26 protein-coding genes are annotated in these 26,467 nt (G+C 55.5%); 16 read left to right on the top strand and 10 right to left on the bottom strand.

Annotated features, from left to right (window positions below):
* The first annotated feature begins 48 nt into the window (after positions 1-48).
* Genes sdhC through sdhA form a run of 3 tightly spaced genes read left to right on the top strand, consistent with a single transcriptional unit; the run spans position 49 to position 2,701 of the window.
* Positions 49-510, top strand: coding sequence for a succinate dehydrogenase, cytochrome b556 subunit (sdhC, locus tag ACILP3_RS03085; protein WP_395615206.1), 462 nt, complete (start codon positions 49-51; stop codon positions 508-510).
* Positions 510-899 carry a succinate dehydrogenase, hydrophobic membrane anchor protein gene (sdhD, locus tag ACILP3_RS03080; protein ID WP_395615205.1) on the top strand — a complete coding sequence of 130 codons (390 nt, stop codon included), beginning with the start codon at positions 510-512 and terminating at the stop codon, positions 897-899. Before sdhC ends, sdhD begins: the two co-directional genes overlap by 1 nt.
* Complete coding sequence (sdhA, locus tag ACILP3_RS03075; protein WP_395615204.1) at positions 899-2,701, top strand: succinate dehydrogenase flavoprotein subunit; 1,803 nt, start codon at positions 899-901, stop codon at positions 2,699-2,701. The genes sdhD and sdhA overlap by 1 nt, the downstream gene beginning before the upstream one ends.
* Positions 2,702-3,054: 353 nt before the next feature.
* On the opposite strand, the gene ACILP3_RS03070 is transcribed toward sdhA, so the two are convergent.
* On the bottom strand, positions 3,055-3,348 hold the full coding sequence (locus tag ACILP3_RS03070) for a GIY-YIG nuclease family protein (RefSeq protein ID WP_395615203.1): 294 nt from the start codon (positions 3,346-3,348) through the stop codon (positions 3,055-3,057).
* Between the two features lie 248 nt (positions 3,349-3,596).
* The gene (locus ACILP3_RS03065) at positions 3,597-4,583 is read right to left on the bottom strand and encodes an LLM class flavin-dependent oxidoreductase (RefSeq protein ID WP_395615202.1); all 987 of its coding nucleotides are present in this window, start codon (positions 4,581-4,583) and stop codon (positions 3,597-3,599) included.
* Positions 4,584-4,660: 77 nt separating this feature from the next.
* Here ACILP3_RS03065 and ACILP3_RS03060 point away from each other — a divergent pair, with 77 nt between their 5' ends.
* On the top strand, positions 4,661-5,275 hold the full coding sequence (locus ACILP3_RS03060) for a LysE family translocator (RefSeq protein WP_395615201.1): 615 nt from the start codon (positions 4,661-4,663) through the stop codon (positions 5,273-5,275).
* On the opposite strand, the gene ACILP3_RS03055 is transcribed toward ACILP3_RS03060, so the two are convergent.
* Entirely contained in the window at positions 5,272-6,420 is a 1,149-nt protein-coding gene (locus ACILP3_RS03055) for an alpha-hydroxy acid oxidase (protein WP_395615200.1), read from the bottom strand. The genes ACILP3_RS03060 and ACILP3_RS03055 overlap by 4 nt on opposite strands.
* Before the next feature lie 181 nt (positions 6,421-6,601).
* Between ACILP3_RS03055 and ACILP3_RS03050 the strand changes: the two genes are divergently transcribed.
* Positions 6,602-7,387 carry a 3-hydroxybutyrate dehydrogenase gene (locus ACILP3_RS03050; RefSeq protein WP_395615199.1) on the top strand — a complete coding sequence of 262 codons (786 nt, stop codon included), beginning with the start codon at positions 6,602-6,604 and terminating at the stop codon, positions 7,385-7,387.
* A 99-nt stretch (positions 7,388-7,486) separates the two neighbouring features.
* Here ACILP3_RS03050 and ACILP3_RS03045 read toward each other — a convergent pair whose 3' ends face one another.
* Together ACILP3_RS03045 and ACILP3_RS03040 are read right to left on the bottom strand one after the other, a co-directional pair.
* Positions 7,487-7,645 carry a hypothetical protein gene (locus ACILP3_RS03045; protein WP_295491764.1) on the bottom strand — a complete coding sequence of 53 codons (159 nt, stop codon included), beginning with the start codon at positions 7,643-7,645 and terminating at the stop codon, positions 7,487-7,489.
* Positions 7,646-7,657: 12 nt separating this feature from the next.
* On the bottom strand, positions 7,658-9,259 hold the full coding sequence (locus ACILP3_RS03040) for an isocitrate lyase (RefSeq protein ID WP_395615198.1): 1,602 nt from the start codon (positions 9,257-9,259) through the stop codon (positions 7,658-7,660).
* Positions 9,260-9,407: 148 nt separating this feature from the next.
* Here ACILP3_RS03040 and ACILP3_RS03035 point away from each other — a divergent pair, with 148 nt between their 5' ends.
* On the top strand, positions 9,408-10,823 hold the full coding sequence (locus ACILP3_RS03035; protein WP_395615197.1) for a short-chain fatty acyl-CoA regulator family protein: 1,416 nt from the start codon (positions 9,408-9,410) through the stop codon (positions 10,821-10,823).
* A 29-nt stretch (positions 10,824-10,852) separates the two neighbouring features.
* Here the strand turns inward: ACILP3_RS03035 and ACILP3_RS03030 are convergent, their stop codons facing one another.
* Both ACILP3_RS03030 and ACILP3_RS03025 read right to left on the bottom strand, forming a co-directional pair.
* Positions 10,853-11,194, bottom strand: a complete 342-nt coding sequence (locus tag ACILP3_RS03030; RefSeq protein WP_395615196.1) for a GntR family transcriptional regulator — start codon at positions 11,192-11,194, stop codon at positions 10,853-10,855.
* A 57-nt stretch (positions 11,195-11,251) separates the two neighbouring features.
* The gene (locus tag ACILP3_RS03025; RefSeq protein ID WP_395615195.1) at positions 11,252-11,821 is read right to left on the bottom strand and encodes a nitroreductase; all 570 of its coding nucleotides are present in this window, start codon (positions 11,819-11,821) and stop codon (positions 11,252-11,254) included.
* A 131-nt stretch (positions 11,822-11,952) separates the two neighbouring features.
* On the opposite strand from ACILP3_RS03025, the gene ACILP3_RS03020 reads away from it, so the two are divergent.
* Genes ACILP3_RS03020 through ACILP3_RS03005 form a run of 4 tightly spaced genes read left to right on the top strand, consistent with a single transcriptional unit; the run spans position 11,953 to position 16,907 of the window.
* Positions 11,953-13,488, top strand: a complete 1,536-nt coding sequence (locus ACILP3_RS03020; protein ID WP_395615194.1) for a peptide MFS transporter — start codon at positions 11,953-11,955, stop codon at positions 13,486-13,488.
* Between the two features lie 4 nt (positions 13,489-13,492).
* The gene (locus tag ACILP3_RS03015) at positions 13,493-14,890 is read left to right on the top strand and encodes an amidohydrolase (protein ID WP_395615193.1); all 1,398 of its coding nucleotides are present in this window, start codon (positions 13,493-13,495) and stop codon (positions 14,888-14,890) included.
* On the top strand, positions 14,887-16,179 hold the full coding sequence (locus ACILP3_RS03010) for an amidohydrolase family protein (RefSeq protein ID WP_395615192.1): 1,293 nt from the start codon (positions 14,887-14,889) through the stop codon (positions 16,177-16,179). The genes ACILP3_RS03015 and ACILP3_RS03010 overlap by 4 nt, the downstream gene beginning before the upstream one ends.
* A gap of 50 nt (positions 16,180-16,229) precedes the next feature.
* Complete coding sequence (locus tag ACILP3_RS03005; protein WP_395615191.1) at positions 16,230-16,907, top strand: NnrU family protein; 678 nt, start codon at positions 16,230-16,232, stop codon at positions 16,905-16,907.
* An 8-nt stretch (positions 16,908-16,915) separates the two neighbouring features.
* Here ACILP3_RS03005 and ACILP3_RS03000 read toward each other — a convergent pair whose 3' ends face one another.
* Together ACILP3_RS03000 and ACILP3_RS02995 are read right to left on the bottom strand one after the other, a co-directional pair.
* On the bottom strand, positions 16,916-17,911 hold the full coding sequence (locus ACILP3_RS03000) for an aldo/keto reductase (RefSeq protein WP_395615190.1): 996 nt from the start codon (positions 17,909-17,911) through the stop codon (positions 16,916-16,918).
* Positions 17,898-19,142, bottom strand: a complete 1,245-nt coding sequence (locus tag ACILP3_RS02995; protein WP_395615189.1) for a dicarboxylate/amino acid:cation symporter — start codon at positions 19,140-19,142, stop codon at positions 17,898-17,900. Before ACILP3_RS02995 ends, ACILP3_RS03000 begins: the two co-directional genes overlap by 14 nt.
* Before the next feature lie 96 nt (positions 19,143-19,238).
* Between ACILP3_RS02995 and glmM the strand changes: the two genes are divergently transcribed.
* The 6 genes from glmM to ACILP3_RS02965 all read left to right on the top strand — a co-directional run bounded on the left by glmM (position 19,239) and on the right by ACILP3_RS02965 (position 25,223).
* A complete protein-coding gene (glmM, locus tag ACILP3_RS02990) occupies positions 19,239-20,579 on the top strand; it encodes a phosphoglucosamine mutase (protein WP_395615188.1) in 1,341 nt (446 codons plus the stop codon).
* Positions 20,579-21,721: a bifunctional hydroxymethylpyrimidine kinase/phosphomethylpyrimidine kinase gene (thiD, locus tag ACILP3_RS02985; protein WP_395615187.1), complete on the top strand. Its 1,143-nt coding sequence runs from the start codon at positions 20,579-20,581 to the stop codon at positions 21,719-21,721. Before glmM ends, thiD begins: the two co-directional genes overlap by 1 nt.
* Entirely contained in the window at positions 21,718-22,299 is a 582-nt protein-coding gene (locus ACILP3_RS02980; RefSeq protein WP_395615264.1) for a ribonuclease HII, read from the top strand. Before thiD ends, ACILP3_RS02980 begins: the two co-directional genes overlap by 4 nt.
* Before the next feature lie 212 nt (positions 22,300-22,511).
* Positions 22,512-23,642 (top strand): site-specific DNA-methyltransferase, encoded by a 1,131-nt coding sequence (locus ACILP3_RS02975; protein ID WP_395615186.1) that lies wholly within the window; start codon positions 22,512-22,514, stop codon positions 23,640-23,642.
* Complete coding sequence (gene folP / locus ACILP3_RS02970) at positions 23,639-24,730, top strand: dihydropteroate synthase (protein ID WP_395615185.1); 1,092 nt, start codon at positions 23,639-23,641, stop codon at positions 24,728-24,730. Before ACILP3_RS02975 ends, folP begins: the two co-directional genes overlap by 4 nt.
* Positions 24,731-24,803: 73 nt before the next feature.
* Complete coding sequence (locus ACILP3_RS02965; RefSeq protein ID WP_395615184.1) at positions 24,804-25,223, top strand: DUF2177 family protein; 420 nt, start codon at positions 24,804-24,806, stop codon at positions 25,221-25,223.
* A gap of 9 nt (positions 25,224-25,232) precedes the next feature.
* Here ACILP3_RS02965 and ACILP3_RS02960 read toward each other — a convergent pair whose 3' ends face one another.
* On the bottom strand, positions 25,233-26,363 hold the full coding sequence (locus ACILP3_RS02960; RefSeq protein ID WP_395615183.1) for a sigma-54-dependent transcriptional regulator: 1,131 nt from the start codon (positions 26,361-26,363) through the stop codon (positions 25,233-25,235).
* Between the last annotated feature and the right edge of the window lie 104 nt (positions 26,364-26,467).

Raw genomic sequence — 26,467 nt, 5'->3', positions numbered from 1 at the left:
ACAGCATGAATTGATTAAAGAGCGTCGCAACGACGACCGCTTGCATATATGAAGGACGCTGAAAACATGGCGAAAAACCCGAACCGACCACTGTCACCGCATTTGCAGGTGTATCGTTGGTCGCCGCAAATGGCCATTTCTATCTTCCACCGTGCGACAGGCTTTGTTCTTGCGACGGCCGGAATGATGACTTTATTATGGTGGTTGTCGGCTATTGGGGGCGGGGCAGAAAGCTATGCCACGTTCCAACAATATGTCGTTTCGGCAGGTGCCGATGGTACTGCCTTGCAAATCGCCAGTAACTGGTTCTTCCGGCTCGTGGCTTTGGCCGTGACTTTCAGCTTCTTTCAGCATTTGGCGTCGGGTCTGCGCCACCTCGTGCTGGATATTGGCGCTGGTTATGAATTGAAGACCAACCGGTTGTGGGCATCGGTTGCATTTATCGCAGCCATTTTTGCAACTGCATTGGTCGCCCTGTTTGTGGCATCGCGCTTTCTTGGAGTTTTGTGATGGACAGTAGAACATATATTGGTCGCGTCCGCGGCTTGGGTTCGGCCAAGCATGGCGGTGAACATTGGCTGAAGCAGCGTTTGACCGCGATTGGCAATGTGTTGCTGACAACATGGTTTGTCGCGTCATTGTTGATGATCCCAAGTTTTGACCAAGCTGCATTGGCGCAGTGGTTGGCGCAGCCATTGGTTGCTGTTCCGATGATCTTGATGATCGCCAATATCTTTGCGCATGCCCGCTTGGGCCTTCAGGTGTTGATCGAGGATTATGTCCATGATGACGGCTTGAAATTTGCGGCTATGACGCTTTTGAACTTTTACGTCATCGCCAGCGCCGTGTTCGGCATTTTCGTCGTCGCAAAACTCGCATTTACCGGAGCTCCCGCCTGATGTCTGACGCTTATAAGATTATTGACCACATATATGACACCGTCGTTGTCGGCGCTGGCGGTTCTGGTCTGCGCGCTACCATGGGCAGTGCGGAAGCGGGTTTGAAAACGGCTTGCATTACCAAGGTCTTCCCAACGCGTTCGCACACTGTCGCGGCGCAGGGCGGGATTGCGGCATCGCTTGGCAACAACTCGCCGGACCATTGGACCTGGCACATGTATGACACGGTTAAGGGCTCCGATTGGCTCGGTGACCAAGATGCCATCGAATATATGGTGCGTGAGGCACCTGCTGCGGTCTATGAATTGGAACATGCGGGCGTGCCATTTTCGCGCAACGCCGACGGCACTATCTATCAACGGCCCTTTGGCGGCCATATGCAGAATATGGGCGAAGGCCCGCCGGTACAGCGTACCGCAGCAGCAGCCGACCGAACGGGTCACGCGATGTTGCATGCTTTGTATCAACAAAGCCTGAAATATGACGCGGATTTCTTCATTGAATATTTCGCCCTCGACCTCATCATGGAAAATGGCGAATGCCGCGGCGTCATCGCCATGTGCATGGAAGATGGCAGTATTCATCGGTTTAAGAGCCACGCAGTCGTGTTGGCAACCGGCGGCTATGGCCGCGCCTATTTCTCCGCAACGTCGGCGCATACTTGCACCGGTGATGGCGGCGGCATGGTCTTGCGCGCTGGCTTGCCATTGCAAGATATGGAATTTGTCCAGTTCCACCCAACGGGTATTTATGGCGCTGGCGTGCTGATTACCGAAGGCGCACGCGGCGAGGGCGGTTATCTGACCAACAGCGAAGGCGAACGCTTTATGGAGCGTTATGCCCCATCGGCGAAGGATTTGGCATCACGCGACGTGGTCAGCCGCTCCATGGCGCTTGAAATGCGCGAAGGGCGCGGCGTTGGCGAACATAAGGACCATATTTACCTGCACCTCGATCATATCGACCCAGCGGTATTGGCGCAGCGTTTGCCCGGCATTACCGAAAGCGGAAAGATTTTCGCTGGCGTCGATTTGACACGTCAGCCGCTGCCCGTGACGCCGACCGTTCACTACAACATGGGCGGCATTCCGTGCAATTATCATGGCCAAGTTGTGACCAAGGTTGGTGACGATCCTGAAGTCATCGTTCCTGGCCTCTATGCCGTTGGCGAAGCGGCCTGCGTTTCGGTGCATGGCGCGAACCGCCTTGGGTCGAACTCGTTGATCGACTTGGTCGTATTTGGTCGCGCAACTGGTTTGCATCTGAAATCATCGTTGACGCCAGGTGCTCCGCATAAGGCACTGCCAAAGGACGCCGCAGACCTCGCACTGGCCCGCGTCGACAAGTTCCGCAATGCAAAGGGCGGATCACCGACTGCCGAGATCCGTTTGCAAATGCAGCGCACGATGCAAAAACATGCCGCCGTTTTCCGCGACACTGCGTTGTTGGAAGAAGGCGTGGTTGAAATGCAGAAGGTGAACCAGCGTCTTGCCGACGTCCATGTCACCGACCGCAGCTTGATCTGGAACACCGACCTTATCGAAACGCTTGAGCTTGATAACCTGATGGCGCAGGCGGTTTGTACGGTCGAAAGCGCCAACAACCGCAAGGAAAGCCGCGGCGCCCATGCGCACGAAGATTTCCCCGAGCGCGATGATGCCAATTGGATGAAGCACACCGCGTCATGGTTTGACGGTTGGGGCGGTTCCGGTGGTAAGGTCACAATCGACTATCGCCCGGTGCATGATTATACGCTGACCGATGATGTCGAGTATATTAAGCCAAAGCCACGGGTGTATTGAGGGTTCGATAGCGGGAACCGCAAAGGATACTTCGCCCCAGCGCAGGCTGGGGCCTATCCCGCGTTTCAGTGTAGCGCGTCGGGGGCTTGTGTAAACCGATAGGCGCGATAGGCACCAGCCTTCGCTGGTGCGACGGTGGTTTTGGGAAATTAGACAGCCATAAAATGTCCACGTTGCCTCAGCATAGGCTGGTACTGCGGTATGTGTCGAAAACGAACCCAGCAAATAAACACTACGTCGCCCCAGCGTAGGCTGGGGCCTATCACGCGTTTCAGTTTAGCGCCTTGGATCGCGGTGTAAACCGGTAGATGCGATGGACCCCAGCCTGCGCTGGGGCGACGTGGGGTTGGTGGCTATCTGTTCAGGTCTTCATACAAGTCCCGCCAATCGGGGTTAGCCCTGCTTATCAACTCTGTTTTCCATCGGCGCTTCCAAACCTTCATGGCTTTTTCCCGGTTGATGGCGTCTTCGATGTCATCAAAAGCTTCATAATAGACCAAAATCTTACAGCCATTTTCTTTACAGAATTCTGAGCCTAGGTAGCTCTTATGCTCCCAAATCCGGCGCGGGAGGTTGGCTGTCACGCCGATGTAGAGCGTGCCGTGCGGGCCGCTGGCCATGATGTAGACATATCCGCCCTTTGCCATCAGATAAGCTCCCACGTCGCCCCAGCGAAGGCTGGGGCCTGTCCCGCGTTTCAGTGTAGCGCGTCTGGGGCTTGTGTAAACCGATAGGCGCGATAGGCACCAGCCTTCGCTGGTGCGACGTTGGGTTGGGAAAATTACCCAAGTCAACAAACTCTAGGTCGCCCCAGCGGAGGCTGGGGCCTATCACGTAGTGAAGGCTTGCACGATGATTGTCGGCTTGCGCGGCAAAGCCTAATTAGCCCACCCCGTTATAGCCGCGCAAATACCTCCGCCGTAATCTCCAAACTCCGTTTGCGCTTTTCATGATCAAAAACCGAACAAGCGACGATGATTTCGTCGGCCTGTGTTCGCGCCTGAAACGCCTGCACCGCCGATTTTACGGTGTCGGCTGCACCAATCGCGCTGGCGGACAGAACATCATGCAGCGCCGATGCAAAATGCGGGGGAAGCGACGCGACATAGCCTTCTACGGGTGGCGGCAATTGGCGCGGGTTGCCGGTGCGCAGGGCAACGAAGCTTTGCATGAGCGAGCTCGCTAAAAATTCCCCTTCTGCATCTGTGTCAGCAGCGATGATGTTGAACGCGGCTATGGCATGTGGCGCGTCAAGCACGGCGCTTGGGCGGAAATGGCTGCGGTAGATGTGCAGGGCTTCATCCAGCATTTGCGGCGCAAAGTGGCTGGCAAAGGCGAAGGGCAGGCCCAAAGCGGCGGCCACTTGCGCGCCATAGAGGCTGCTGCCCAAAATGTAGAGTTGGACATGGGCGCCTGCCCCGGGCGTGGCGACGATACCCGTTTTACCATCATCGGCGAAATAGCTTTGCAATTCCATCACGTCGCGTGGGAAGGCATTGGGATCGCTATCAAGCGTCCGCCGGATCGCGGCGGCAACGCGTTGGTCACTACCCGGCGCGCGGCCAAGCCCCAGATCAATCCGGCCCGGATAGAGCGCATCCAAAGTGCCAAACTGTTCCGCGATGACCAAGGGGGAATGGTTGGGCAGCATGATGCCGCCGGAGCCAATGCGCATGGTCTGGGTCGCCGCCGCAATATGCCCGATGACAACGCTGGTCGCGGCACCGGCAATGCCGCGCATGCCATGATGTTCGGCAACCCAATAACGTGTGAAGCCAAGTTTTTCGGCATGTGCCGCAAGATCAGCCGCATAAGCAAGCGCGCTTGCGACCGTTCCGCCTTCCACAACAGGCACCAGATCAAGAAAAGAGAAGGAAGTCATAGCGCGTAGATGGTGGCTTATCCCAACAAAGCCAAGCGCAATCGACTATTTCTGCGTGCCGTGCGATATGCGGTGATGTGATCACCGAACTTTTCATACCTTTCCTCGTGACGACAATGCTGATCGAGCTAACCCCTGGCCCAAATATGGCGTGGTTGGCGTTGACCAGCGCGAGCGAGGGCAAAAGGTCTGGATTTGCCGCAGTAGCAGGGATTGCGCTTGGTCTCGCGATACTGGCTGCGGCATCGGCAGTCGGCCTTGCGGCGTTGGCATCGCGTTCCCCAGCGATGTTCAGCCTGTTACGATATGCAGGTGTCGCCTATTTGCTCTGGCTGGCTTGGAAAACATGGGCGGGCAAAGATGAACCCATAACGGATAGCGTAAGCAAAAATGCGCTCGGTGCATGGTTTCGCCATGGGCTGTTGTTGAACATGTTGAACCCCAAGGCAGCGGTGTTCTTCATCACGGTTCTGCCAGCGTATATCACGCAAAGCGCGCCAGTTACGCCGCAAACGGCTTTGCTGTCTGCAAGCTATGTCGCGATTGCCACCTTTGTGCATCTCGTCATCGTTGCACTCGCGGCGCAAGCGCATGGATGGATATCTGCTGGGAACAGGGCGCGCGTCGTCCGCCGCGTCTTTGCCGTTTTATTAGCAGGTATCGCTATCTGGTTTCTGATGAGTTCGGCTTAGCGCCAGCGCAGCATGGACCGGTCAAGTTGCGCCGGTGATGTCACCCCCATCAACCGCATATCGCGTGCAATTTCGTCACGCAATTTGCCGACGATGCGTTCGACGCCGGGTTGTCCCGCTGCGGCCAAGGCATACAGATAGAGCCGCCCGCCCGAGCAAGCCGTGGCCCCTGCGGCCAGCGCCTTCAAAACATGGCTGCCACGCTGCACGCCGCCGTCGCAGATGATGTCGATCTTGCCACCTACGGCATCGGCAATTTCGGCTATTTGATCGAACGGGGAGCGCGAGCCGTCCAATTGCCGTCCGCCATGGTTGGACACCATGATCGCGGTTGCGCCAATGTCGACCGCGCGTTTCGCATCGTCGACGGACATGATGCCTTTCAGGCAAAATTCACCGCCCCAATCCGAACGCACCTTTTCCGCCATTTTCCAGTCCATCGATGTATCGAGCATAGTATTGAAATATTCCGCGACCGATACCGCGACATTGGTGCCCGCATCGACATGGGTCTGCAAATTGGGCAGCGCAAATTTTTCGCGGAATAGATAATTTAGCGCCCATTGCGGGTGGATGGCATAGCTTAACACCGACGCGGGTGTGAAACGCGGCGGCGAGGTGAAGCCACTACGCAGGCACCGTTCGCGGTTTCCCGAAACGATCGTGTCGACCGTCAACGCAATTGCATCAAACTTCGCCGCTTTGCAGCGTTCGATCATCGATGCGTTCAGCCCCTTGTCCTTGTGGATGTAGAGTTGGAACAATTTGGGCGTTTTGATGGCCGCGCCGATTTCTTCAATGCTGACGGTGGCCAATGAGGAGATACCGAACCAAGTGTTATGTTGCTGCGCAACGGAGGCGACCGCACGTTCGCCTTGCCAGTGGAACAGGCGCTGCAAGGCGGTAGGGGACAGCATCAGCGGCATATCAATCCGCTGTCCCATCACAGTCACGCCCATGTCGATTTCCGACACACCAGCCAAGACATTGGGCACCAGATCGCAATCGTCAAATGCCGACGTGTTGCGCGTCTTTGTCCGTTCATCGTCGGCGGCGCCATCGATGTAATTGAAGATCGGTGAGGGCAGGCGCGATTCTGCTAAACGGCGGAAATCGGCAACATTATGGCAATCTTTTAAACGCATTTTGGTCTTATACAGACCTTGCGCATAATTGCATGCATTTGGATGATCTACCCGATCAAGGGGCGTATGCTTTTCTGCTTAGGGGGGACGGTCGTCGCGCCGCATATTGTCCTGATGGAACATTGCGTTTAGCGTCGCATTGCGCAAGACAGCGCCATCCAAATTGCAAAGGCATGCTCATATGTTCCTCGAAGGCAAAACAGCACTTATCACGGGTTCAACCTCCGGCATCGGATTGGGCTATGCCCGTGCGCTGGCGGCGCAAGGGGCGCATGTGATGATAAACGGGTTCGGCGATGCCGACTTGATCCAAAGCTATGTTGCCGAACTCAGCAAGGTGAGCGGCGGAAAGGCGCATTATTCCGCAGCCGACATGACTCAACCCGACAGCATCCGAGCTATGGTCTCCGAATGCACCAACCTATTGGGATCGCCTGATATTTTGATCAATAATGCCGGAATTCAGCATGTTGCGCCAGTTGACGAATTTCCGGAGGACAAATGGGATGCGATTCTGTCGATCATCCTGTCCTCGGCATTCCACACCACAAAGGCCGCTTTGCCCGCTATGAAGGCCAAGGGCTGGGGCCGTATCATCAACACAGGATCGATGCATAGCCTCGTCGCATCGCCTTTCAAATCGGCCTATAATGCCGCAAAGCATGGCCTTGCAGGCTTTACCAAAACGGTCGCGCTTGAAGTGGCGACGCAAGGCATCACAGTGAATAACATCTGCCCGGGCTATGTCTGGACATCGTTGGTCGAGAACCAAATTCCCGATACCATGAAAGCCCGCGGGCTAACGCGGGATCAAGTGATCAACGACGTCCTGCTGGCCAATCAGCCACAGAAGAAATTTGTGCAGGTGGAGCAATTGGCCGCGCTTGCGGTGTTTTTATGCCGGGATGAGGCAAGCGCGATTACCGGCACAAACCTGTCGGTCGATGGCGGCTGGACTGCGCAATAACAGGAAATATCGCACGCGATAGGACAACAAAAAACCGCCGGCATTGCTGCCGACGGTGAGTTGTTTTCCTCCCCAGGAAAACTGAAATAGATAGGCTGGCTATTTGCCGCCAGCGCTACCAAGCCGGTGATATAGCCGCGCGAATTTGACGGATTCAGGCTTGTCCTGAATAACCTCAAGATAATGCAGCAATGCTTGGCGAAGCAGCGTCAGGTCCTCGGTCGAAAGGACCGCACGTGCGCGTGGTGGCTCTCCCATATCGATCGCTCCTTACGCGGCTTGGCCAAATTGGTTCATCGTATTGTCTTTGCCGCCCGCCTTTAACGCAGCTTCACCGGCAAAATATTCCTTATGATCATCACCAATGTCGGAACCCGACATATTCTGGTGCTTGACGCAAGCGATGCCCTGACGGATTTCCTTGCGCTGAACGCCAGCAACATAGCCCAGCATGCCCATTTCGCCGAAATAATCTTTCGCCAAATTGTCCGTGCTAAGTGCCGCTGTATGATAGGTCGGTAGCGTGATCAGATGGTGGAAAATGCCGGCACGCTTCGCGGAATCGCGCTGGAAGTTCTGGATACGGACATCCGCCTCAATCCCCAAAGGCGTCTCGTCATAGCTTGCGCTCATCAGGTTTGCGCGTTCATAGGCCGAAACGTCCTGACCTTCGGCGGACCAAGCATCAAACACTTGCTGCCGGAAATTCAGCGTCCAGTTAAAGCTTGGCGAATTGTTATACGCCAGTTTTGCATTCGGTACGACTTCCCTGATACGGTCAACCATGCCGGCAATCTGTTCGATGTGCGGCTTTTCGGTTTCGATCCAGATGAGGTCGGCACCGTTCTGAAGCGACGTGATGCAATCCAATACGCACCGGTCTTCGCCAGTTCCTGAGCGGAACTGAAACAGGTTGGATGGCAAACGCTTTGGCCGCAGCAACTTTCCGTTCCGGTTCAAAATGACGTCGCCATTTTGCGCCGTGGCGGGGTTTATTTCTTCACAATCGAGGAAGCTGTTGTACAAATCGCCCAAGTCACCGGCGGCGGTTGAAACGGCGATCTGCTTGGTCAGGCCCGCCCCAAGCGAGTCGGTGCGCGCAACGATGATGCCATCTGGCACGCCGAGTTCGAGGAATGCATAACGGCAGGCGCGGATTTTCTGAAGAAAATCTTCATGCGGCACGGTAACTTTTCCGTCTTGGTGACCGCACTGTTTTTCGTCCGACACTTGGTTTTCGATCTGGAGTGCGCAGGCACCAGCCTCAATCATCTTCTTTGCAAGCAAATATGTGGCTTCTGCGTTGCCGAAGCCCGCATCAATGTCCGCAATAATCGGCACGACATGTGTTTCATGGTTTTCAATTTTGTCCATGATGGCGGATGCGCGCGCTGTGTCCTGCTGTCCGCGAGCATCGTCTAAGTCGCGGAAGAGGATGTTGAGTTCGCGGCTGTCGGCTTGGCGCAAAAATGTGTAGAGCTCTTCGATAAGCGCAGGAACGCTTGTCTTTTCATGCATAGACTGGTCGGGCAGGGGGCCAAATTCGCTGCGCAATGCGGCAATCATCCAACCTGACAGATACAGATAACGCTTCTTCGTGGTTCCGAAATGCTTTTTGATGGAAATCATCTTTTGCTGCGCGATGAACCCGTGCCAGCAACCCAGCGATTGTGTGTATTGCGCGGGATCAGCATCATAGGCCGCCATGTCGTCGCGCATGATTTTGGCGGTATAGCGGGCGATATCGAGACCTGTCTGGAATCGGTTTTGCAACTGCATCCGTGCGACGGATTCGGCGCTGATGGAATCCCACGTTCCGTTATGCGCGGCAATTTGCGCGCTGTTTGTGGCAATCAGTGTCTGATATGACATGTTCTATTCCTTCATTCGTGGGGAGCTATCACCTGCTTCTCTGCCACTTGCGCGGAAAAGCCGAGCCAATTTTGTAATATTTGTTGTGTTATCGTCGTAAAACTCTATCGTTTATTTGTAATGTTGTAATGTTATTGACAAGAGTGCGATGGCCGAAGAAAAACTATTTGCAGGACATGCTGTGCGCAGGATCCGCCGCGCTTATGGTCTTACTCAGGGATCAATGGCTGATACGCTTGCGATTTCGCCGTCATATCTCAATCTGATTGAACGTAATCAACGGCCGCTGACCGCGACCTTGTTATTGAAACTGGCGCAGTCTTATGACTTCGACCCGCGTACATTGACGGGTGCAACGCCGGGTGGGGGCGTTGATGCCATCCGGCGCCGGCTTAGTGACCCGATATTTGCTGACCTCGCCATTGACCGGGCGCAAGTCGAAGAATGGATTGCCGCAAGCCCGGATGCGGTAGAGGCGTTTGCCCGCGCATTTGACCGCCTTTCCGGTGGTTCGCACGGCGGGGCGACTGCTGCAGCGGGCGGCGCGCAGATTGAACCTGAAGCCATCGCATCGGCGCGGCGCGAAATTGAACGCTGGCGCAACCATTTCGCCGATTTGGATTCGCAGGCTGAGACCCTTGCCGACGAATTGCGGCTCGCCAATGCGGATCTATATGGCGCGATTACCGAACGGCTTCGCGTAAAGCATCAGCTTTCCATACGCATTTTGCCATTTGACGTTATGCCAGACAGGCTCCGTCGCCTTGACCTGCACGCACGGCAGTTGCAATTATCCGAGTTGCTTGATCCTGCCAGCCGCACATTTGCCGCTGCGTTGCAGCTTGGCACGTTGGAAGCAAAGGCGGAGATTGATGCGCTGGTTGCCGGAGCATCCTTCCCGGAACGGGCCGCTGAACGGCTCTATCGTCGCCATTTAAGCAGCTATTTCGCTGCCGCTGTTATGATGCCTTATGCGCGCTTCCTCCGCGCCTGCGAAGCTACGGGTTATGATATCATACTGTTGCAGCGACGCTTCGGCGCAGGTTTTGAACAAATTGCCCATCGCCTAACGACGTTGCAGCGTGTCGGGCAGCGCGGCCTGCCGTTTTTCATGTTGCGCATTGATAAAGCGGGGCAAAGCAGCAAGCGCTACGCGGGTGCAAGCGCATCGCCTTTGGTGGAGACGGACCGGCGTTGCCCTTTATGGCATGTGCATAATGTGTTTGCGCGGCCCGGGACGTTGATGCCGCATTTGGTGGAGTTAGAGGACGGCAGTCGCTGGTTCACTTTGTCGCGTACCGTGCACCCACAAACCGCGGTGAGCGGCAGCGTGGAGGCCGAGTTCGCGATCTGCCTTGGCTTGGATGCAAAGCTTGCCGCACCATTGGCCGCTGCCCGTGGTTTAGACCTTAAAAATGGCATGGCGACGGCCATCGGGCTTGGCTGTTCAGCGTGTACCCGGCCAGAATGCTCTCAAAGAAGTGCGCCGCCCGCTGGACGGGTGCTAGTATTCAACGAACGCGAAAGAGGTATGTCACCATTTACCTTTGATCAACTTGCCTGATAGCCCCCATGAAGGGCTTAGGGTCAGGCCTAGGTCAGCGCGAGCAACTCTGCTGGATCAATGCCTGCGCGCTGCATCTGCGCTTTTACGTCGGGCCAAACATTCTGAACGAAATGGTCGCGTTCAAAACTCCGCAGCTTTGCAGTGGCGCCACGGGCCACAAACAGGCCAACGCCACGTTTGACATCGACCAAGCCGCTGTCTTGAAATAATTGATAGGCCTTGGCCACAGTCAGCGGATTTGCACCCTGAACCGCTGCAAATGCACGCACAGAGGGCAGCATTTCCCCTTCTTTATATTTGCCGTCGAGGATCGCCGCAGCAATCACGTCACGCAATTTTAGATAGACTGGTTTTGCATCATTTTTCATCACATACTTACTGCCATAATACAGTATGGCGCGTCAAGCACAGGTGAATCTACGTAATTACGGCCATGCGCGGATGATGTCGCTTGGAACGGGGCGTGGGCGTTCTTCAAGCGCGAGCGCTGGGGTGCCGATGAAGAACATTCCGGCCATCTTTTCATCGTCCTGACACAGGGCCGCGTGAACCACAGGGTCGTAATTTACCCATCCCGTGATCCAACTACCGACAAAGCCGTGCGCATGTGCCGCATGCAGTAAATTCATGCCAACCGCGCCGACGCTCATCTCCTGCTCCCACAGCGGAATTTTCAGGCTTGGTTGCGGGGCAAATATCAGCAGGATGAGGGTTGGGGCCATATGCGCCGGGGCAATCGCAGCTTCAATTTGCGCAGGGCGAGCCTCGGGGTTCGCTGCGCAGAATGCTGTTCTTAATAGGTCCGCAAAGGCCGATCGGTCGGTGATCTCGACAAAACGCCATGGGAATAATTTGCCATGGTCGGGCGTGCGCATCGCCGTTTGTAAGATCAGGTTAAGCTTCGCCGCGTCGGGGCCAGGCGCAACCATATCGCGTGGCTTGCCAGAGCGGCGGCTTTCAAGATAGGCGGGAACAGAAGAAAGATCGTTGAACATTCCGCACCCTTCGACGAAATTCGACCCCTTCGGCAATAAAATTCTTCACACACGCAATTTTTTCGGTAGGTTCCGGCGCAATCGTCCCTTTCACGGGATTTTAAACATAACAAGGATGAGGGGTTCGCTCGATGGCGACATCATATGCGCAAGATGGAGATGCAGCAGGGACATTCCTTGGCCATCCCAAAGGTCTTTTTGTATTATTCTTTGCCGAGATGTGGGAGCGTTTTTCCTATTACGGCATGCGCGCACTGCTGATTTTCTATCTGACCAAGCACTGGTTGTTTTCGGATGAAGATTCCGGCGTCATATACGGGGCCTACACGGCGTTGGTGTATATTACGCCGGTGCTGGGTGGGTATCTAGCGGATCGCTACCTTGGGCAGCGAAAGGCCGTGACCTATGGTGCTGTATTGCTAACCTTCGGGCATTTTTTGATGGGCTTTGAAGGAACCGGCGGACAGGATGCTGCCTCCTTGAATATCTTCTGGCTTGCGCTGGCGTTTATTATTGTGGGTTCAGGTTTCCTGAAAGCAAACATCTCGGTTATTGTGGGTCAATTATATCCACGCACAGACGTACGTCGCGATGGTGCTTACACCATCTTCTACATGGGCATTAACCTGGGCGCTGCGCTGGGCGCATTGCTCTGCGGCTATCTGGGCGAAACCTATGGCTGGTCATACGGTTTTGGCGCTGCCGGCGTCGGTATGTTGCTTGGCCTCATTGTATTTGTCGTATTCAAGCCGTTGCTGTTGGGACGTGGCGAGCCGTTAAACCCTGAAGCGTTGAACAAGACCGTTTTAGGTATAAAGTTGGAATGGCTGCTATATCTTGTCGGCCTTGTGGCTGTGGTTATTTGCTGGTGGTTGGTTCAAAACCAAAGCGTTGTTGGCACGTTGCTTGGCATCGCTGGTGCGATTCTTGTTGGTTATGTTTTGTGGACAGCGGTGCGTAAACTTGAGCCACATGACCGTGACCGCATTTTTGCGGCGATGTTCTTGATTATCGGCTCGATCCTGTTCTGGGCTTTGTTTGAACAGGCTGGTTCTTCTTTAAACCTGTTTACAGACCGTCATGTGGATCGCGCGGGCGTTCCGGCGTCGGTGTTCCAATCCTTAAACGCCATCTACATTGTTATGCTTGCTCCATTGTTTGCATGGCTATGGACATCTCTTGGCCGTAAGGGACTTGAACCGTCGGCTGCGGCGAAATTCGGCCTTGGTATTGTGCAGCTCGGCATTGGTTTTCTCGTCCTTGTGGCCGGTTCGGCTGCGGCGGGTGCAGACAGCATGGTGCCTGTATTGTTCATCTTCCTGATTTATTTGTTCCACACGACCGGCGAGTTGTGCTTGTCGCCTGTAGGCCTAAGCGCGATGAACCGGCTTGCGCCTGCACATCTTGCATCATTGATCATGGGAACGTGGTTTTTTGCATCGGCAACTGGGAACTTTGTTGCGGGATTGATCGCTTCGGCAACGGGATCAGAAGCGGCATCTGGCGAAGGCGCAGGACGTGAAGTCGTGATGGCCGTCTATAGCCAGATTGGCTGGATCGCGATTGGCGTCGGCGTAGCTGTTGTCGTCATTTCCCCACTTATCAAGAAACTGATGCACCTTGACACGCTCAAGGACGAAGACACTGCAGAAGAAAAGGCAGCATAAGCATATGAAGAGCAATTTGCGCTGGTCGATCCTGGCCGCTCCACTGGCCCTGATGGCGTGTTCCAACGCCGAGGGTCCAAAGACCGTTTCCGCAACCCCTGCGGTGAAGCCAGCGGAAAAGGCTCCCGCGCCGTTTCCGTCAACATATAAGGCCTATCCCGGTGTTGCGACGGCCATTCGTAACGTCACTATATATGATGGCGAAGGCGGCAAGATCAACAATGGCGTGGTGTTCATGTCTGGCGGTAAGATCAGCAGCGTTGGCGGCGCAGACACGAACATTCCGGCGGGCGTGAATGTGGTTGACGGCACTGGCAAGTTTGTGACGCCTGGCATCATCGATATTCACTCTCATTTGGGTGACTATCCCACGCCATCAGTTGAGGCGCATAGCGACGGCAATGAAGCTACATCGCCCACGACGCCCGAAGTATGGGCCGAACATAGCGTATGGCCGCAAGACCCAGGTTTCAGCCGCGCACTCGCCAATGGCGGCGTGACGGCGCTGCAGGTATTGCCGGGTTCAGCCAACCTCATGGGCGGCCGGTCGGTCGTCCTGAAAAACGTCTATGCCCGTACCGTCCAAGGCATGAAGTTCCCCGACGCGCCTTATGGTATGAAAATGGCCTGCGGTGAAAATCCGAAGCGGGTTTACGGAAGCAAGGGGCGGATGCCATCAACACGCATGGGCAACATCGCGGTGAACCGGCAGACCTGGATTAAGGCGCAGGAATATAAGAAAAAGCGCGACAGCGGCAAAGAATATACCCGCGATATCGGCATGGAAACATTGGCTGGTGTATTGGATGGTGACATCTCGATCCAGAACCACTGCTACCGCGCGGACGAAATGGCGATCGTCCTCGATATGGCCAAGGAATTTGGCTATAAGGTATCGACATTCCACCATGCGGTAGAAAGCTACAAAATAGCGGATCTGCTGCGCGACAATGACGTGTGTTCCGCCGTCTGGGCTGATTGGTGGGGCTTTAAGATGGAGGCGTATGACGCCATTCCGGAAAACGCAGCCATCCTGCATAATACAGGCGCTTGCGTCGTCATCCACTCTGATGATGAAAATCAGATACAGCGTTTGAACCAAGAAGCGGCAAAGGCGCAAGCGGATGGCCGTCGGATGGGTTTCAACATCAGCGATGCGGACGTCATCAAATGGTTGACCTACAACCCTGCCAAGGCGCTGGGCATAGCAGACAAAACAGGCAGCTTGAAGGCCGGTAAAATGGCTGACCTTGTGTTGTGGAACGGCAACCCGTTGAGCGTTTACGCCCGTCCTGACAAGGTATGGATCGATGGTGCGCTGATGTTTGATGCAAGCAACCCCAAGATACGTCCGGTCAGCGATTTTGAACTTGGCCAACCCGGTGAAGGAGATGTGAAATGAGGCATTTCCTCTATGCCGCTGCTGCTTTGGCAGCCTTTGCAACGCCTGTTGCCGCCGAAACTATTGCCATCACGGGTGGCCGCGTCGTGGTCGGGGATGGCAGTGCGCCGATTGAAGGTGGCACTGTGGTTATCCGCGACGGTAAAGTTGTTGCCGCCGGCGCAAATGTGGCCATACCATCTGGCGCGCGCCAGATTGATGCCACAGGTAAATGGGTGACGCCCGGTGTCTTTGCTGGTTTCACCCGGCTTGGACTAGCCGAAGTGGACGCGGTCAACGGCACCAATGACAAGAGCGGCGGGCGTAGTGGGTTTTCCGCCGCTATCGACGTTGCGCCTGCCATTGATCCGTTTCGTTCGCCTTTTGCCGTCAACCGTGCGGCGGGTGTAACCCGCGCTGTGGTTGCACCGGAGGCTGCGGGTAATATCTTTGCAGGCCAGGGCGCAATTGCCGATCTTGGCGCAGATAGTAACCCGGTGACAAAAGCCCGTGCGTTCCAATTTGCAGAGTTCGGTGAAGAAGGGGCCGCGTCTGCGGGTGGAAGCCGTGCAGGAACGCATCTGCACTTCCGCGCCATGCTACGTGAGGCCCAAGATTATGCGGCTGGACGTGGTACGTTTGATGACGATTTGTTGAAGGCGGAGGATGCCAAGGCGTTGCTGTCCGTCCTTCGCGGTGAAACCCGTTTGCTGATCCATGTTGAAGGGGCAAATGACATGCTTCGCCTTATGGAGTTGAAGCGAGATTTTCCCGCAATTAAAATGGTATTTGTGGGCGTGAGCGAAGGTTGGCGGGTCGCCCGCGAACTCGCACAGGCTGGGATTCCTGTCATCGCGTCCGCACTCAATGATTTGCCCGCAACATTTGAAATGCTGGGTGCGACGCAAAGCAATATTGGTCGTATGAAGGATGCTGGCGTTCAGGTTGCCATTGGCATGATCAACGACCGAGATTCCCACCAATTGCGCTACACAACGCAATATGCGGGTAATATTGTAAGCCTTCAATATGTGCCCGGTGCAACAGGTCTGACATGGGATGAGGCTTTTGCCGCGATCAGTTCGGTTCCTGCCGAGATTATGGGCATAGGCGATCGTCTTGGTAGCTTGAAAGCAGGTAGGGCGGCAGACGTCGTGCTGTGGGATGGCGACCCGCTCGAACTTTCCAGTGCTGCCATTACGGTCATCATCGACGGTGTCGAACAACCGCTCACCAATCGTCAGAATCGTCTGCGTGACCGTTATGCGCGCCCCACGGAAGGGGATTTGCCAAAGGCATATGACCGTTGATTTTCTGACAGCATAACGGGGCAATCTATCTGGGGGCAGGAGCTGGCGTGTTGGGCGATTATCTAGCATTGGTTGCGGCGAGCATGTTGTTCGTCGGGAGCCATTTTCTGATGTCGCATCCGTTCCGGGCATCACTTGTCGGCCGGTTCGGTGCAAACGGGTTTATGGCCGTCTACTCGGTCGTTTCGCTGATTACATTTGTGTGGATGATTATCGCATTCGGACGCGCGCCTAAGGCCGATGGTTTTTGGCCTGTGGGTGACGTCGTCTGGATAGTTGCGAGCGTGCTTAGTTTGGTTGCTGCGGTGCTGTTTGCGGGCTCGTTCATCCGCAATCCCTCGCTTCCTGGCGTGCCCAGCGCGCTGGCCGCGCAAACGCCCTCGGGGGTATTTAAGGCAACCCGCCACCCCATGATGTGGGGTTTTGCTTTATGGGGCGTGGGGCATATTCTTGTCGCACCGCGCATCGACAATTTCATCTTCGCAGGCAGTCTTATATTCTTGGCCTTGGCTGGTTCGAAGGCGCAAGAAATTAAGAAGCGCAGCCTGATGGGTGGTCAGTGGGCACAGTGGCTACGCCGCACGCATTTCGTTGTCCGTCCCGCTGCATTGTTGCGCGCGGGCATCGGCCCCTGGGTCGTAGGCATTTTGATCTGGACCATCGCGACATGGGCGCACCCTTATTGGGGCGTGGGCGGCGCTGGCCTGTTCCGCTGGTTCGGCGGTTAATTTTTGGCCTACAGCCGAACCATCTTCATACCCTGCGCGCCATAACGCGGACCTGACGTGCCACCGCGCGGGGCGGCTGCATCTAGCTTGGCAAGATCATCCATATCAAGCGCAATGTCGCAAGCCTTCGCGCTGTCCTCCATTGTCACACGGCGTTTGAAGCCGGGAATGGGCACGATGTCTTTGCCTTGCGCCAATATCCATGCCAGCGCGATTTGTGCGTGTGATGCGTCATGCTTCGCGGCAATTTCACCCACAACGTCGACAATGGCAAGATTGGCGGCGAAATTGTCACCCTGAAAACGCGGGTCCTGCCGCCGCCAGTCATTTTCCGGCAATTCATCAAGACTTCGGAACGCGCCAGTCAGGAAACCGCGACCAAGCGGCGAGTAAGGGACAAAGCCAATGCCGAGCGCCCGGCAAGTTGGCAGAATCTCATCCTCAATATCCCGCTCCCACAGCGAATATTCGCTTTGCAACGCAGAAATCGGCGCAACAGCAGCCGCGCGGCGCAGCGTTTCTGGACCCGCTTCGGACAGCCCGATATGCTTTATTTTCCCTTCGGTGATCAGCTCCGCCATCGCGCCGACGGTCTCTTCAATCGGCACATTGGGATCGACGCGGTGTTGATAATATAGGTCAAGGCAATCGATGCCGAGGCGTTTCAACGTGCCTTCAACCGCAGCCTTGGCATTGATAGCCGAGCCGTCGACGCCAACAATATTGCCGCCGTCAAATTTGAAACCGAATTTGCTAGCGATGATGAGGCCATCGCGCTTGCCCTTAATCGCTTGGGCGACCAGTTCCTCATTCTGGAACGGGCCATAAATCTGCGCCGTGTCGAAAAAGTTGATGCCAAGGTCGATAGCGCGGTGGATCGTCTTGACCGCTTCATCCGGGTCGGCATCTTCGCCATATGTGATGTTGCCGCCCTTGATCATGGGCATACAGCCAACGCCGAGTGCAGATACCTTTAAGCCATGGCCCAGCTCACGATATTGCATTGGCTTTATCCTTTTCAGATGCCTCAATTGCGGTTGCAAGCGCCACGTCCATTTGCACATTGCCGGTGGTGCGGAATATGTCGGGCAGTGTTTCAACAGCAATCAACAGAGCCAAAGGTTCAATGGGAATGCCAAGCGCGAGACAGATAGGCGCGATGGACGTTACGAAGCTAACCGAGCCGGGCAGGCTCACTGCGCCCATGGAGGTTAATGCAGCGATGAAGATTGCGAAACCATAGTCGAAGCCGCTGAGCTCCACCCCAAACCAGTTCGCAACATATAAAGCGACCGCCAAGTTCATGGCCGGACCCGTGACGCGCAACAAAGCAACGGCCATGGGCAGGACCAAGCCAGCGGTCGATTCCCGCACGCCAAGCGCTTCTGCCTTTTTCAACATGAGCGGCAAGCTGGCCAGTGACGATTGGGTCGATACCGCAAAGGCCTGCACCGGCGCGATCTGCCGTGCATATTCGCGCAAGCTAACCTTGCCGGCAAACACCGCGACCAGATAGGCAAAGCCGCCGACGATAATGCCGACGATGGAAACCGTGACGATATAATGGGCAACTGCGCCCAATGCCGCGAGCCCGGATCGTGCGCCGACGACAAAGGCCAAAGCAAATACGCCGATGGGTGCGAGTTTCAGCACCCATTCAATGACGATGACCATGGCATCGGCGAGCGCGCTGAAAAATCCGGCCATTTGCGCCCTTGGGCCTTGCGTGAGGCGCGTTACCGCAAAAGCAAAAACCAACGTGAAGATCAAAAGCGGCAGGATCGAGTCATTGGCGGCAGAGGCAATAGGATTGGTCGGCACCAGCGCCACAAGAAAGTCGCGCAACGGAGGCTGCTCTGCCACAGCTGGAACGCCTGTAAGCGCGGCGCGTAACGCGGCTGCGCTTTCCGATGGCATCGGCCATAACGACAGCAATGTCGGCGTCAACGCGGCGCCCATGGCCGCAGAAAGCCCCATCATGACGACAATCCAAGTGACGGTTCGTGCAGCCATGGGACCAGCGCGCGCCGCCTCGGCGCTTTTGACAATACCGGTAATGAGCAGTGCCACGACCAATGGCACGACGGTCATCCGAAGACCGTTAAGCCATAAGGAGCCGACAATATCGAGCCAATAAGCAATTTGCGTACCAATGATAGGGACTATCGCGGCGGCAAAAATTCCAAGAGCAAGCCCAATGATGAGGGCGAGAAGAATACGTGTAGCGTTAGACATAGCATCGGGTCTTGCCAGCCCGTCGCTCCCTATGCAAGGGAGAGGGATAGCAATGCGGAAAAATCATTGAACAACCGCAAAAGAGCAGGAACGTACATGGCGCGCAAATATTTCGGAACAGACGGCATCCGCGGTCGCAGCAACGTTGGTGCCATGACACCGGAAATGGCTATGAAGGTTGGCCAAGCCGCAGGCACGCATTTCCTGCGCGGTGGACACAAGCATCGCGTCGTCATCGGCAAGGATACGCGATTGTCCGGCTATATGATTGAGAATGCTCTAGTCGCTGGTTTCACCAGTGTTGGCATGGATGTCGTTCAGTTCGGTCCGATTCCGACGCCTGCTGTTGCTTTGCTAACACGGTCGATGCGCGCGGATTTGGGCGTGATGATTTCGGCCAGTCACAATCCGTATGAGGATAATGGCATCAAGCTATTCGGTCCCGATGGCTTTAAGTTGTCGGACGCGGACGAGCTGGCGATTGAGGCTTTGCTGGATGCGCCGCTCGCACTGGCGGATGCGGCTGATGTCGGTCGTGCGCGGCGTATTGAAGACAGCCGGGGCCGCTATATCCACGCAGTCAAGGCGTCGGTACCCGAACATATCCGCTTCGACGGACTGCATGTGGTGCTCGATTGCGCCAATGGTGCGGCATATCAAGTCGCGCCGATTGCGATTTGGGAACTTGGGGCCAAAGTCACGTCAATTGGTATTGCGCCCAATGGCAAGAATATCAACGACAAGGTTGGCTCAACGCATGTCACGACGTTGCAGGAGACCGTGGTCGCTGCGGGCGCCGATATTGGTATCGCCCTTGATGGCGATGCGGATCGCTTGATCGTTGTTGATGAACATGGCCGCGTCGTTGACGGCGACCAGATCATGGCATTACTTGGCGGTGCCATGAACCGCAGCGGCAAACTGACTGGCGGAGGCATTGTCGCGACGGTGATGTCCAATTTGGGCCTTGAACGCTATCTGGAAAAACAGGACTTGCGCCTCATTCGCGCGAAAGTGGGTGACCGCTATGTTCTTGAAGAAATGCGCAAGCACGGCATCAATGTCGGCGGTGAGCAATCGGGCCACATGATCATGTTGGACCACGCCACGACAGGCGATGGCACCATTGCCGCGTTGCAGGTGCTGACCCAGCTTGTCGCCAGCGGGAAGCCGGCGAGCGAAGTGCTGCACCTGTTCGATCCCGTTCCTCAATTGCTGAAAAATGTTCGTTTTTCCGGCGGCAAGCCACTGGATAACCCAGAAGTGCAGGCTGTCATTGCAAAGGCCGAAGCCGAACTGGCGGGCAATGGCCGTTTGGTGATCCGCCCGTCGGGGACTGAGCCGGTTATCCGCGTGATGGCAGAGGGCGATGACGCCGCGCAGGTTGAGCGTATTGTTGATGGCATTTGCGACGCAGTCAGGGCCGCGGCATCCTGATGCTTAACGGCGCACCCGCCCGTATATTGATTATTGCTGGGTCCGATAGTGGCGGTGGCGCAGGTATCCAAGCAGATATCAAAACGGTCACCATGCTAGGTGGCCATGCCATGACGGCGGTGACCGCGATTACCGCACAAAACACGATTGCTGTCGATGCGGTACACATGATCCCGACGCAAATGGTGATTGACCAAATTAGCGCAGTCGTGAGCGACATTGGCGTAGACGCTGTTAAAATTGGGATGATTGGCAATGCCGACACCGCGCATGCTGTTGCGGACTGTCTTTCGGATCTATCCTGCCCAATCATATTCGACCCCGTTATGGTTGCCACTAGCGGTGCCATGCTGGCCGATGCCGATACCATTTCGGCATTTGAACGGCTGATGCGGTTGGCCACGCTCACCACGCCTAATCTCCCGGAGATGGAAGCTTTGGGCGGCAAGGATGCCTTGCTCGCGCGGCGGTTTCCGTTGTTGTTGAAGGGCGGTCATGCGGACGGGGATGAGATTATCGACGAACTGCATCTCGCACCGGGGCAGAGTGAAAGCTGGCGCGATACGCGGATACAGACGCGCAGCACACATGGCACTGGCTGTAGTTTGGCCACCGCTATCGCAACAGGCTTGGGGCAGGGGATGGATCTTGTCCTCGCCATAGAGCGCGCGCGCTTGTTTGTGCGGCTTGCTTTGCGCGATGCGCCGGGGCTTGGGCAAGGTCATGGCCCGATGGGGCATCAATCGGTGCGTGAGGACGCTATGGTCGCTGGCCCGTCGCTCAACCATGTGGCCGTGGGGTGTCGCACGTATGCGGCGTCCGTCAATTTTTATAAGGCGCTTGGGCTTTCGTTAATCGTCGATAGCCCGTCCAACGGCTATGCGCGATTTGAAGCGCCCAATGGCGTCACTTTGTCCATTTATCAACGTGACGATATCGCGACATCGACCATAATTTATTTTGAAAGCAAGCGCCTCGACGCGTGGGTGACAGAACTCGTCAGTCAAGGCTATGCGTTTGAACAGTTGCCGCAGGACGAAAGCTGGGGCTGGCGTGAGGCGCGCTTGCTGGATCCTTCGGGCAATATTGTGTGCCTTTACAAAGCTGGCGAAAACCGGCGTTATCCTGCTTGGCAGTTATGATTTTCGGCGTCGACGAGGCCGGGCGTGGGCCGCTTGCAGGGCCGGTGGTGGCGGCTGCCGTTTTATTGTCGAAACCACGTCCGCCTGGACTGGATGATAGCAAGAAACTAACTGCCGCGCGCCGTGCGGAGTTGGAAGCCACGATCAAACGCCGTTGTCAATGGGCGGTGGGTGTAGTCGAAGTCGAGGACATTGACCGTCTGAATATTTTTGGCGCAACGATGCTGGCCATGACCTTGGCGGTGGATGCCTTGTGCGCGAAACTTGGCTGCGATCCGCTTGAAGTGTTGGTCGATGGTAATATGACGCCTGCGGGCCGCCGTCCCGAATGGCGCTGGGAAGCGCGGGCTATCGTCGGTGGCGATGCGATTGAACCGTGTATTTCGGCGGCCTCGATCATCGCCAAAGAACATCGCGACCGGATGATGTACACAGCGGCACAACAACATCCGCATTATGGTTGGGAAAAGAATAAAGGCTATGGCACGCCCGACCATATGGCCGCGCTGCGTGAGCATGGTCCGACACCATTGCATCGCAGAAGCTTCGCGCCGGTCGCACAAATGCTTTTGCTGTAATTTTTTTTGCGCAGTGAGTCCTTCGGGTAACACCACTAGGGGTTGAGTCTGCCTAGATTCGCGAGACTCCACATATTGTGCCGGACTCGTTTCGTTCCGCCTATATGATGGCATCATGTTCATTATTCTGAGGAATCCCGAGCCATCAACGACCTTGACCAAAGGGCCGTGCTGACTCATCGCAGCTTAGTAAGCGCCAACGGGAGCAGGCAATGGGTGTTATTGAGAAAATTAGACCAGCAACAACAGCGAAGCTGGCACCGGCACATGACCTGCCGCGTAATCAGATTTTGCGGATGGACTGCATTGCGGCCATGCGCTCCTTACCTGATTGCTCGATCGACATGGTCTTTGCCGATCCGCCCTATAATCTGCAACTTGGCGGTGATTTATTGCGCCCAGACAATAGCAAAGTTGATGCCGTTGACGATGCATGGGACAAATTTGCAAGCTTTGCCATTTATGACAAATTCACCCGCGAATGGCTTGCCGAGGCGCGGCGTATTTTGAAGCCCAATGGCTCGCTCTGGGTGATTGGCAGCTACCACAATATCTTTCGCGTTGGCACGGCGGTGCAGGATGCCGGATATTGGATTTTGAACGACATCGTCTGGCGCAAGTCGAACCCGATGCCCAATTTTAAGGGCACACGCTTCACCAACGCCCATGAAACCCTGATCTGGGCGTCGAAAAGCGAGAAGTCGAAATATACCTTCAACTATCGCGCGATGAAGACGTTGAATGACGAACTTCAAATGCGGTCCGATTGGTTGATCCCGATTTGTGGCGGTCAGGAACGGTTGAAGCGCAATGGGGTGAAGGCGCATCCCACGCAAAAGCCCGAAGCACTGTTGTACCGTATATTGCTGGCCTGTACGAAACCAGGTGACGTGGTACTTGATCCGTTTTTCGGAACAGGCACAACCGGTGCGGTAGCCCGCCGTCTTGGCCGTGACTGGATTGGTTGCGAGCGCGAAGCCGTATATTGTGAAGTCGCTGAGGAGCGCATTGCGGCAGCATTGCCTTTGGACGAAAGCGCCATCAAAACCATGCAATCACCAAAGTCTGCGCCAAAGGTTGCCTTTGGCCAATTGGTCGAGGCTGGTTATCTCAATCCCGGCACAAAATTGTTTGACCGTAAGCGTCAGTTTGAAGCGATCGTGCGCGCCGATGGCTCTATCATCTGCGGTGTCGTCGACGGATCGATCCACAAAGTCGGTTCGAGCATTCAAAACGCCCCAAGTTGCAACGGTTGGACCTATTGGCATTATGCCGCCGCCGATGGCGCAATGAAGCCGATTGACGACCTGCGCCAAACTTATTTGCTCGCAACCGAGCCGTGACAAAAATCTATCTTCGTCCCACTGGCTTTGTCGAAAGTCCCCAGCGGCACGAAGGTGAAAGCTTGCGTTTGGCCGGAACCATGCTGTGGTTCTCGCAAATCGAATATATCACACGCGACATAACATCGACGCAGCGGCAGTTGGTGCCTGTTCGCAAATGGGATGAATTTGCGGCGGCACTGCCGCAGTCTGCGCGCGAACGGTGTGCGCTGCTGCTTGGCCGCATAACGGCCCCGCGCGCTGCGCTGCAGTTGGGCGCGCATATAATTAGGTTTGATCAGCCGCATGTCATGGCGATTATCAATGCGACCCCAGACAGCTTTTCAGATGGGGGCAAGAATTTAGACCCGGAAATTGCTGTCGAAGCGGCCTTCGCCATGTCGCGCGCTGGTGCGGCTATCATTGACATTGGCGGCGAGTCTACGCGGCCCGGTGCACCTCTGATCTGGGAAGGCGATGAGATCAATCGGGTCGCGCCATTGATCCGCAGGCTGGCAGGAACTGGAGCGGCAATCTCGATTGACACGCGCAAGGCGTCCGTGATGGAAGGTGCATTGCAGGCTGGCGCGACGATGATCAATGATATCTCGGCGCTTTTATACGACGACCGCGCCGTCGACGTCGCCCGCAAAAGCAACGTTCCTGTGGTGCTGATGCACGCCCCGAGCCAAAGCAGCGACCCGCATAAAGACGGTCATTATGATGATGTCGTATACGATGTGTTCGACTGGCTTGAACAGCGGGTTTCGGCGGTCGAAGCTGTAGGGTTGGCGCGTGAAAAAATATTGGTCGATCCGGGTATCGGGTTCGGAAAGACATTATCCAATAATCTGGCGATCATCAATAATCTGACAATCTATCATGGACTGGGTTGCGCCTTATTATTTGGCGCAAGCCGCAAAAGATTAATTGGTGCACTCTCGAATGAGGCGGAGGCAGCAGACCGTCTTGGCGGTTCAATCTTCCTCGCTATGAAAGCAGTGGAGCAGGGCGCACATATTGTCCGCGTTCATGATGCTGCTGAAACCATACAGGCTATTCGCGTCTGGCGCGGTCTTCGCGATGCGGCGTTGACGGCGCCTATATAGTCTACAGCCATTTGGCTGCCTTGACCTTGTGCCCAATGGCGGGCAACTTCGCTCCTTCAAGAGGAGTGTTAAAATGCTAATGAAATATATCATTGGGTACATTGCAACTGGCATAGCGTTTGCGGTCATAGACAGCGTCTGGCTGCGGACCATGTACACGCGGCTGTATCAGCCAGAAATCGGCGAAATGATGATGAAAAATGGTTTTCGTTTGGGGCCAGCGATCATTTTCTATTTGTTGTATATCTTGGGCATGATGATCTTTGCGGTCGGGCCAGCATTATTGACCGGCAAGTGGCAGACTGCGCTTATCTGGGGCGCTTTGTTGGGCTTTTTCTGCTATATGACCTATGATTTGACCAATTATGCCACGTTAAAAGTGTGGAGCATGAAAGTCACCATCCTCGACATCATTTGGGGCACATTTCTGACAGGCTCTGCCTCGCTGGTAGGTTTTTGGATTACGCAAGCTTTGCTTGGCAAAAGCAGCTAGGTCCTCACCCTAAGCGGCGTCGCTGATCCCAAGGTCTGCAAGCTTTCGGTACAAGGTTGACCTGCCGATGCCCAGTCGGCGGGCTACCTCTGTCATTCGGCCGCTATAATGACCGATAGCTAGCCGGATGACGTCGGCCTCAATTTCTTCAAGCGGACGCATGTTGCCGTCATGTTCATATAAGGTGACGCCAATACCGTCATTTGAACCAGCACCAGCGGACCCACCATATCGGGGAACGGCGACAGTTTCGGAAATCTGCGGAAAAGCCTCTGGCGTCAGAGCGTCGCGGTCGCACAAGACGGCGGCGCGCAACAACGCGCTTTGCAACTGGCGGACATTGCCGGGCCATTCATAGCCGCGCAACATGATAAGCGCTTCGTCTGTTATCCCCAAGCTACGAAGGGCAGGCTGACTTGCCATGCGGCCAAGGAAATGGCGCGCCAAGGCAGGAATGTCGAATGTGCGTTCGCGCAGCGGCGGAAGCATGAGCTGGACGACATTCAGCCGGTAATACAGGTCCTCCCGAAACTCGCCCGTCTCCAGCCGGTCGGAGAGGGTATAGTTGCTGGCCGAGATCAGGCGTATATCCATGCGGTAGCTATGGGACGCGCCAACGGGTGAGATTTCGCCATGCGTGAGTAAGCGGACCAACCGGATTTGTGTTTCACAGGGAAGCTTGTCGACTTCATCTAGAAACACTGTTCCGCCTTCGGCCTGTTGGAAAATACCAATATGGCGGTCAAATGCACCGGCGAAAGCACCTTTTTCATGCACAAAGAGAGCAGAGTTCAGCAAAGTAGCGGGGATCGAGCCGCAATTTACCTTCAGATATGGCAACTTTGCGCGCGGGCTAGCGGCCTGAATGGCATCGGCGACGACTTCCTTGCCAACGCCATGTTCGCCCTCGATGAAAATTGGTGCGCGACTGCGTGCCGCCTTGGCTGCGATCGCTAGTGCCGATCGAAACGCAGGTGCGGAACCGACTATTTCCTCAAACGCCAACGGTCGGCTAATTTTTTCGGTCAATGGATATAGTTCGCCCATCACCATGCTCTTGTCCGCAGCAATGCCCAATGCGGCAGTGAGCCGCTGGGGCGTGATAGGCTTTAGGATATAATACCAACCTGCATTGATCACAACTCACTGGCCCATTTACGATGGCCGATGGTCATAATGCGCCAAGGCTGATCTATGAGTTTGTTCCACGCCTCGCAGCAGAGGTCGACGATATTGTCGTGGGA

The sequence above is a fragment of the Sphingorhabdus sp. genome, assembly GCF_044239665.1.
In the GTDB taxonomy this organism is placed as follows: domain Bacteria; phylum Pseudomonadota; class Alphaproteobacteria; order Sphingomonadales; family Sphingomonadaceae; genus Sphingorhabdus_B.
The sequence above is the reverse complement of the archived record's forward strand: the minus strand, read 5'-3'. Positions and strand labels throughout refer to the sequence as shown.

What these genes read in the sequence shown, in the direction of transcription:
- ACILP3_RS03035 (WP_395615197.1), top strand. Translation starts at nt 9,408, where the DNA reads ATGGCCGAAGAAAAACTATTTGCAGGACATGCTGTGCGCAGGATCCGC.
- sdhA (WP_395615204.1), top strand. Translation starts at nt 899, where the DNA reads ATGTCTGACGCTTATAAGATTATTGACCACATATATGACACCGTCGTT.
- ACILP3_RS02980 (WP_395615264.1), top strand. Translation starts at nt 21,718, where the DNA reads ATGATTTTCGGCGTCGACGAGGCCGGGCGTGGGCCGCTTGCAGGGCCG.
- ACILP3_RS03040 (WP_395615198.1), bottom strand. Translation starts at nt 9,259, where the DNA reads ATGTCATATCAGACACTGATTGCCACAAACAGCGCGCAAATTGCCGCG.
- ACILP3_RS03045 (WP_295491764.1), bottom strand. Translation starts at nt 7,645, where the DNA reads ATGGGAGAGCCACCACGCGCACGTGCGGTCCTTTCGACCGAGGACCTG.
- ACILP3_RS02965 (WP_395615184.1), top strand. Translation starts at nt 24,804, where the DNA reads ATGCTAATGAAATATATCATTGGGTACATTGCAACTGGCATAGCGTTT.
- ACILP3_RS03000 (WP_395615190.1), bottom strand. Translation starts at nt 17,911, where the DNA reads ATGCAATATCGTGAGCTGGGCCATGGCTTAAAGGTATCTGCACTCGGC.
- ACILP3_RS03015 (WP_395615193.1), top strand. Translation starts at nt 13,493, where the DNA reads ATGAAGAGCAATTTGCGCTGGTCGATCCTGGCCGCTCCACTGGCCCTG.
- thiD (WP_395615187.1), top strand. Translation starts at nt 20,579, where the DNA reads ATGCTTAACGGCGCACCCGCCCGTATATTGATTATTGCTGGGTCCGAT.
- ACILP3_RS03065 (WP_395615202.1), bottom strand. Translation starts at nt 4,583, where the DNA reads ATGACTTCCTTCTCTTTTCTTGATCTGGTGCCTGTTGTGGAAGGCGGA.
- ACILP3_RS02975 (WP_395615186.1), top strand. Translation starts at nt 22,512, where the DNA reads ATGGGTGTTATTGAGAAAATTAGACCAGCAACAACAGCGAAGCTGGCA.
- ACILP3_RS03025 (WP_395615195.1), bottom strand. Translation starts at nt 11,821, where the DNA reads ATGTTCAACGATCTTTCTTCTGTTCCCGCCTATCTTGAAAGCCGCCGC.
- ACILP3_RS03020 (WP_395615194.1), top strand. Translation starts at nt 11,953, where the DNA reads ATGGCGACATCATATGCGCAAGATGGAGATGCAGCAGGGACATTCCTT.
- sdhC (WP_395615206.1), top strand. Translation starts at nt 49, where the DNA reads ATGAAGGACGCTGAAAACATGGCGAAAAACCCGAACCGACCACTGTCA.
- ACILP3_RS03055 (WP_395615200.1), bottom strand. Translation starts at nt 6,420, where the DNA reads ATGCGTTTAAAAGATTGCCATAATGTTGCCGATTTCCGCCGTTTAGCA.
- ACILP3_RS03070 (WP_395615203.1), bottom strand. Translation starts at nt 3,348, where the DNA reads ATGGCAAAGGGCGGATATGTCTACATCATGGCCAGCGGCCCGCACGGC.
- ACILP3_RS03010 (WP_395615192.1), top strand. Translation starts at nt 14,887, where the DNA reads ATGAGGCATTTCCTCTATGCCGCTGCTGCTTTGGCAGCCTTTGCAACG.
- ACILP3_RS03050 (WP_395615199.1), top strand. Translation starts at nt 6,602, where the DNA reads ATGTTCCTCGAAGGCAAAACAGCACTTATCACGGGTTCAACCTCCGGC.
- sdhD (WP_395615205.1), top strand. Translation starts at nt 510, where the DNA reads ATGGACAGTAGAACATATATTGGTCGCGTCCGCGGCTTGGGTTCGGCC.
- ACILP3_RS02995 (WP_395615189.1), bottom strand. Translation starts at nt 19,142, where the DNA reads ATGTCTAACGCTACACGTATTCTTCTCGCCCTCATCATTGGGCTTGCT.
- glmM (WP_395615188.1), top strand. Translation starts at nt 19,239, where the DNA reads ATGGCGCGCAAATATTTCGGAACAGACGGCATCCGCGGTCGCAGCAAC.
- ACILP3_RS03030 (WP_395615196.1), bottom strand. Translation starts at nt 11,194, where the DNA reads ATGAAAAATGATGCAAAACCAGTCTATCTAAAATTGCGTGACGTGATT.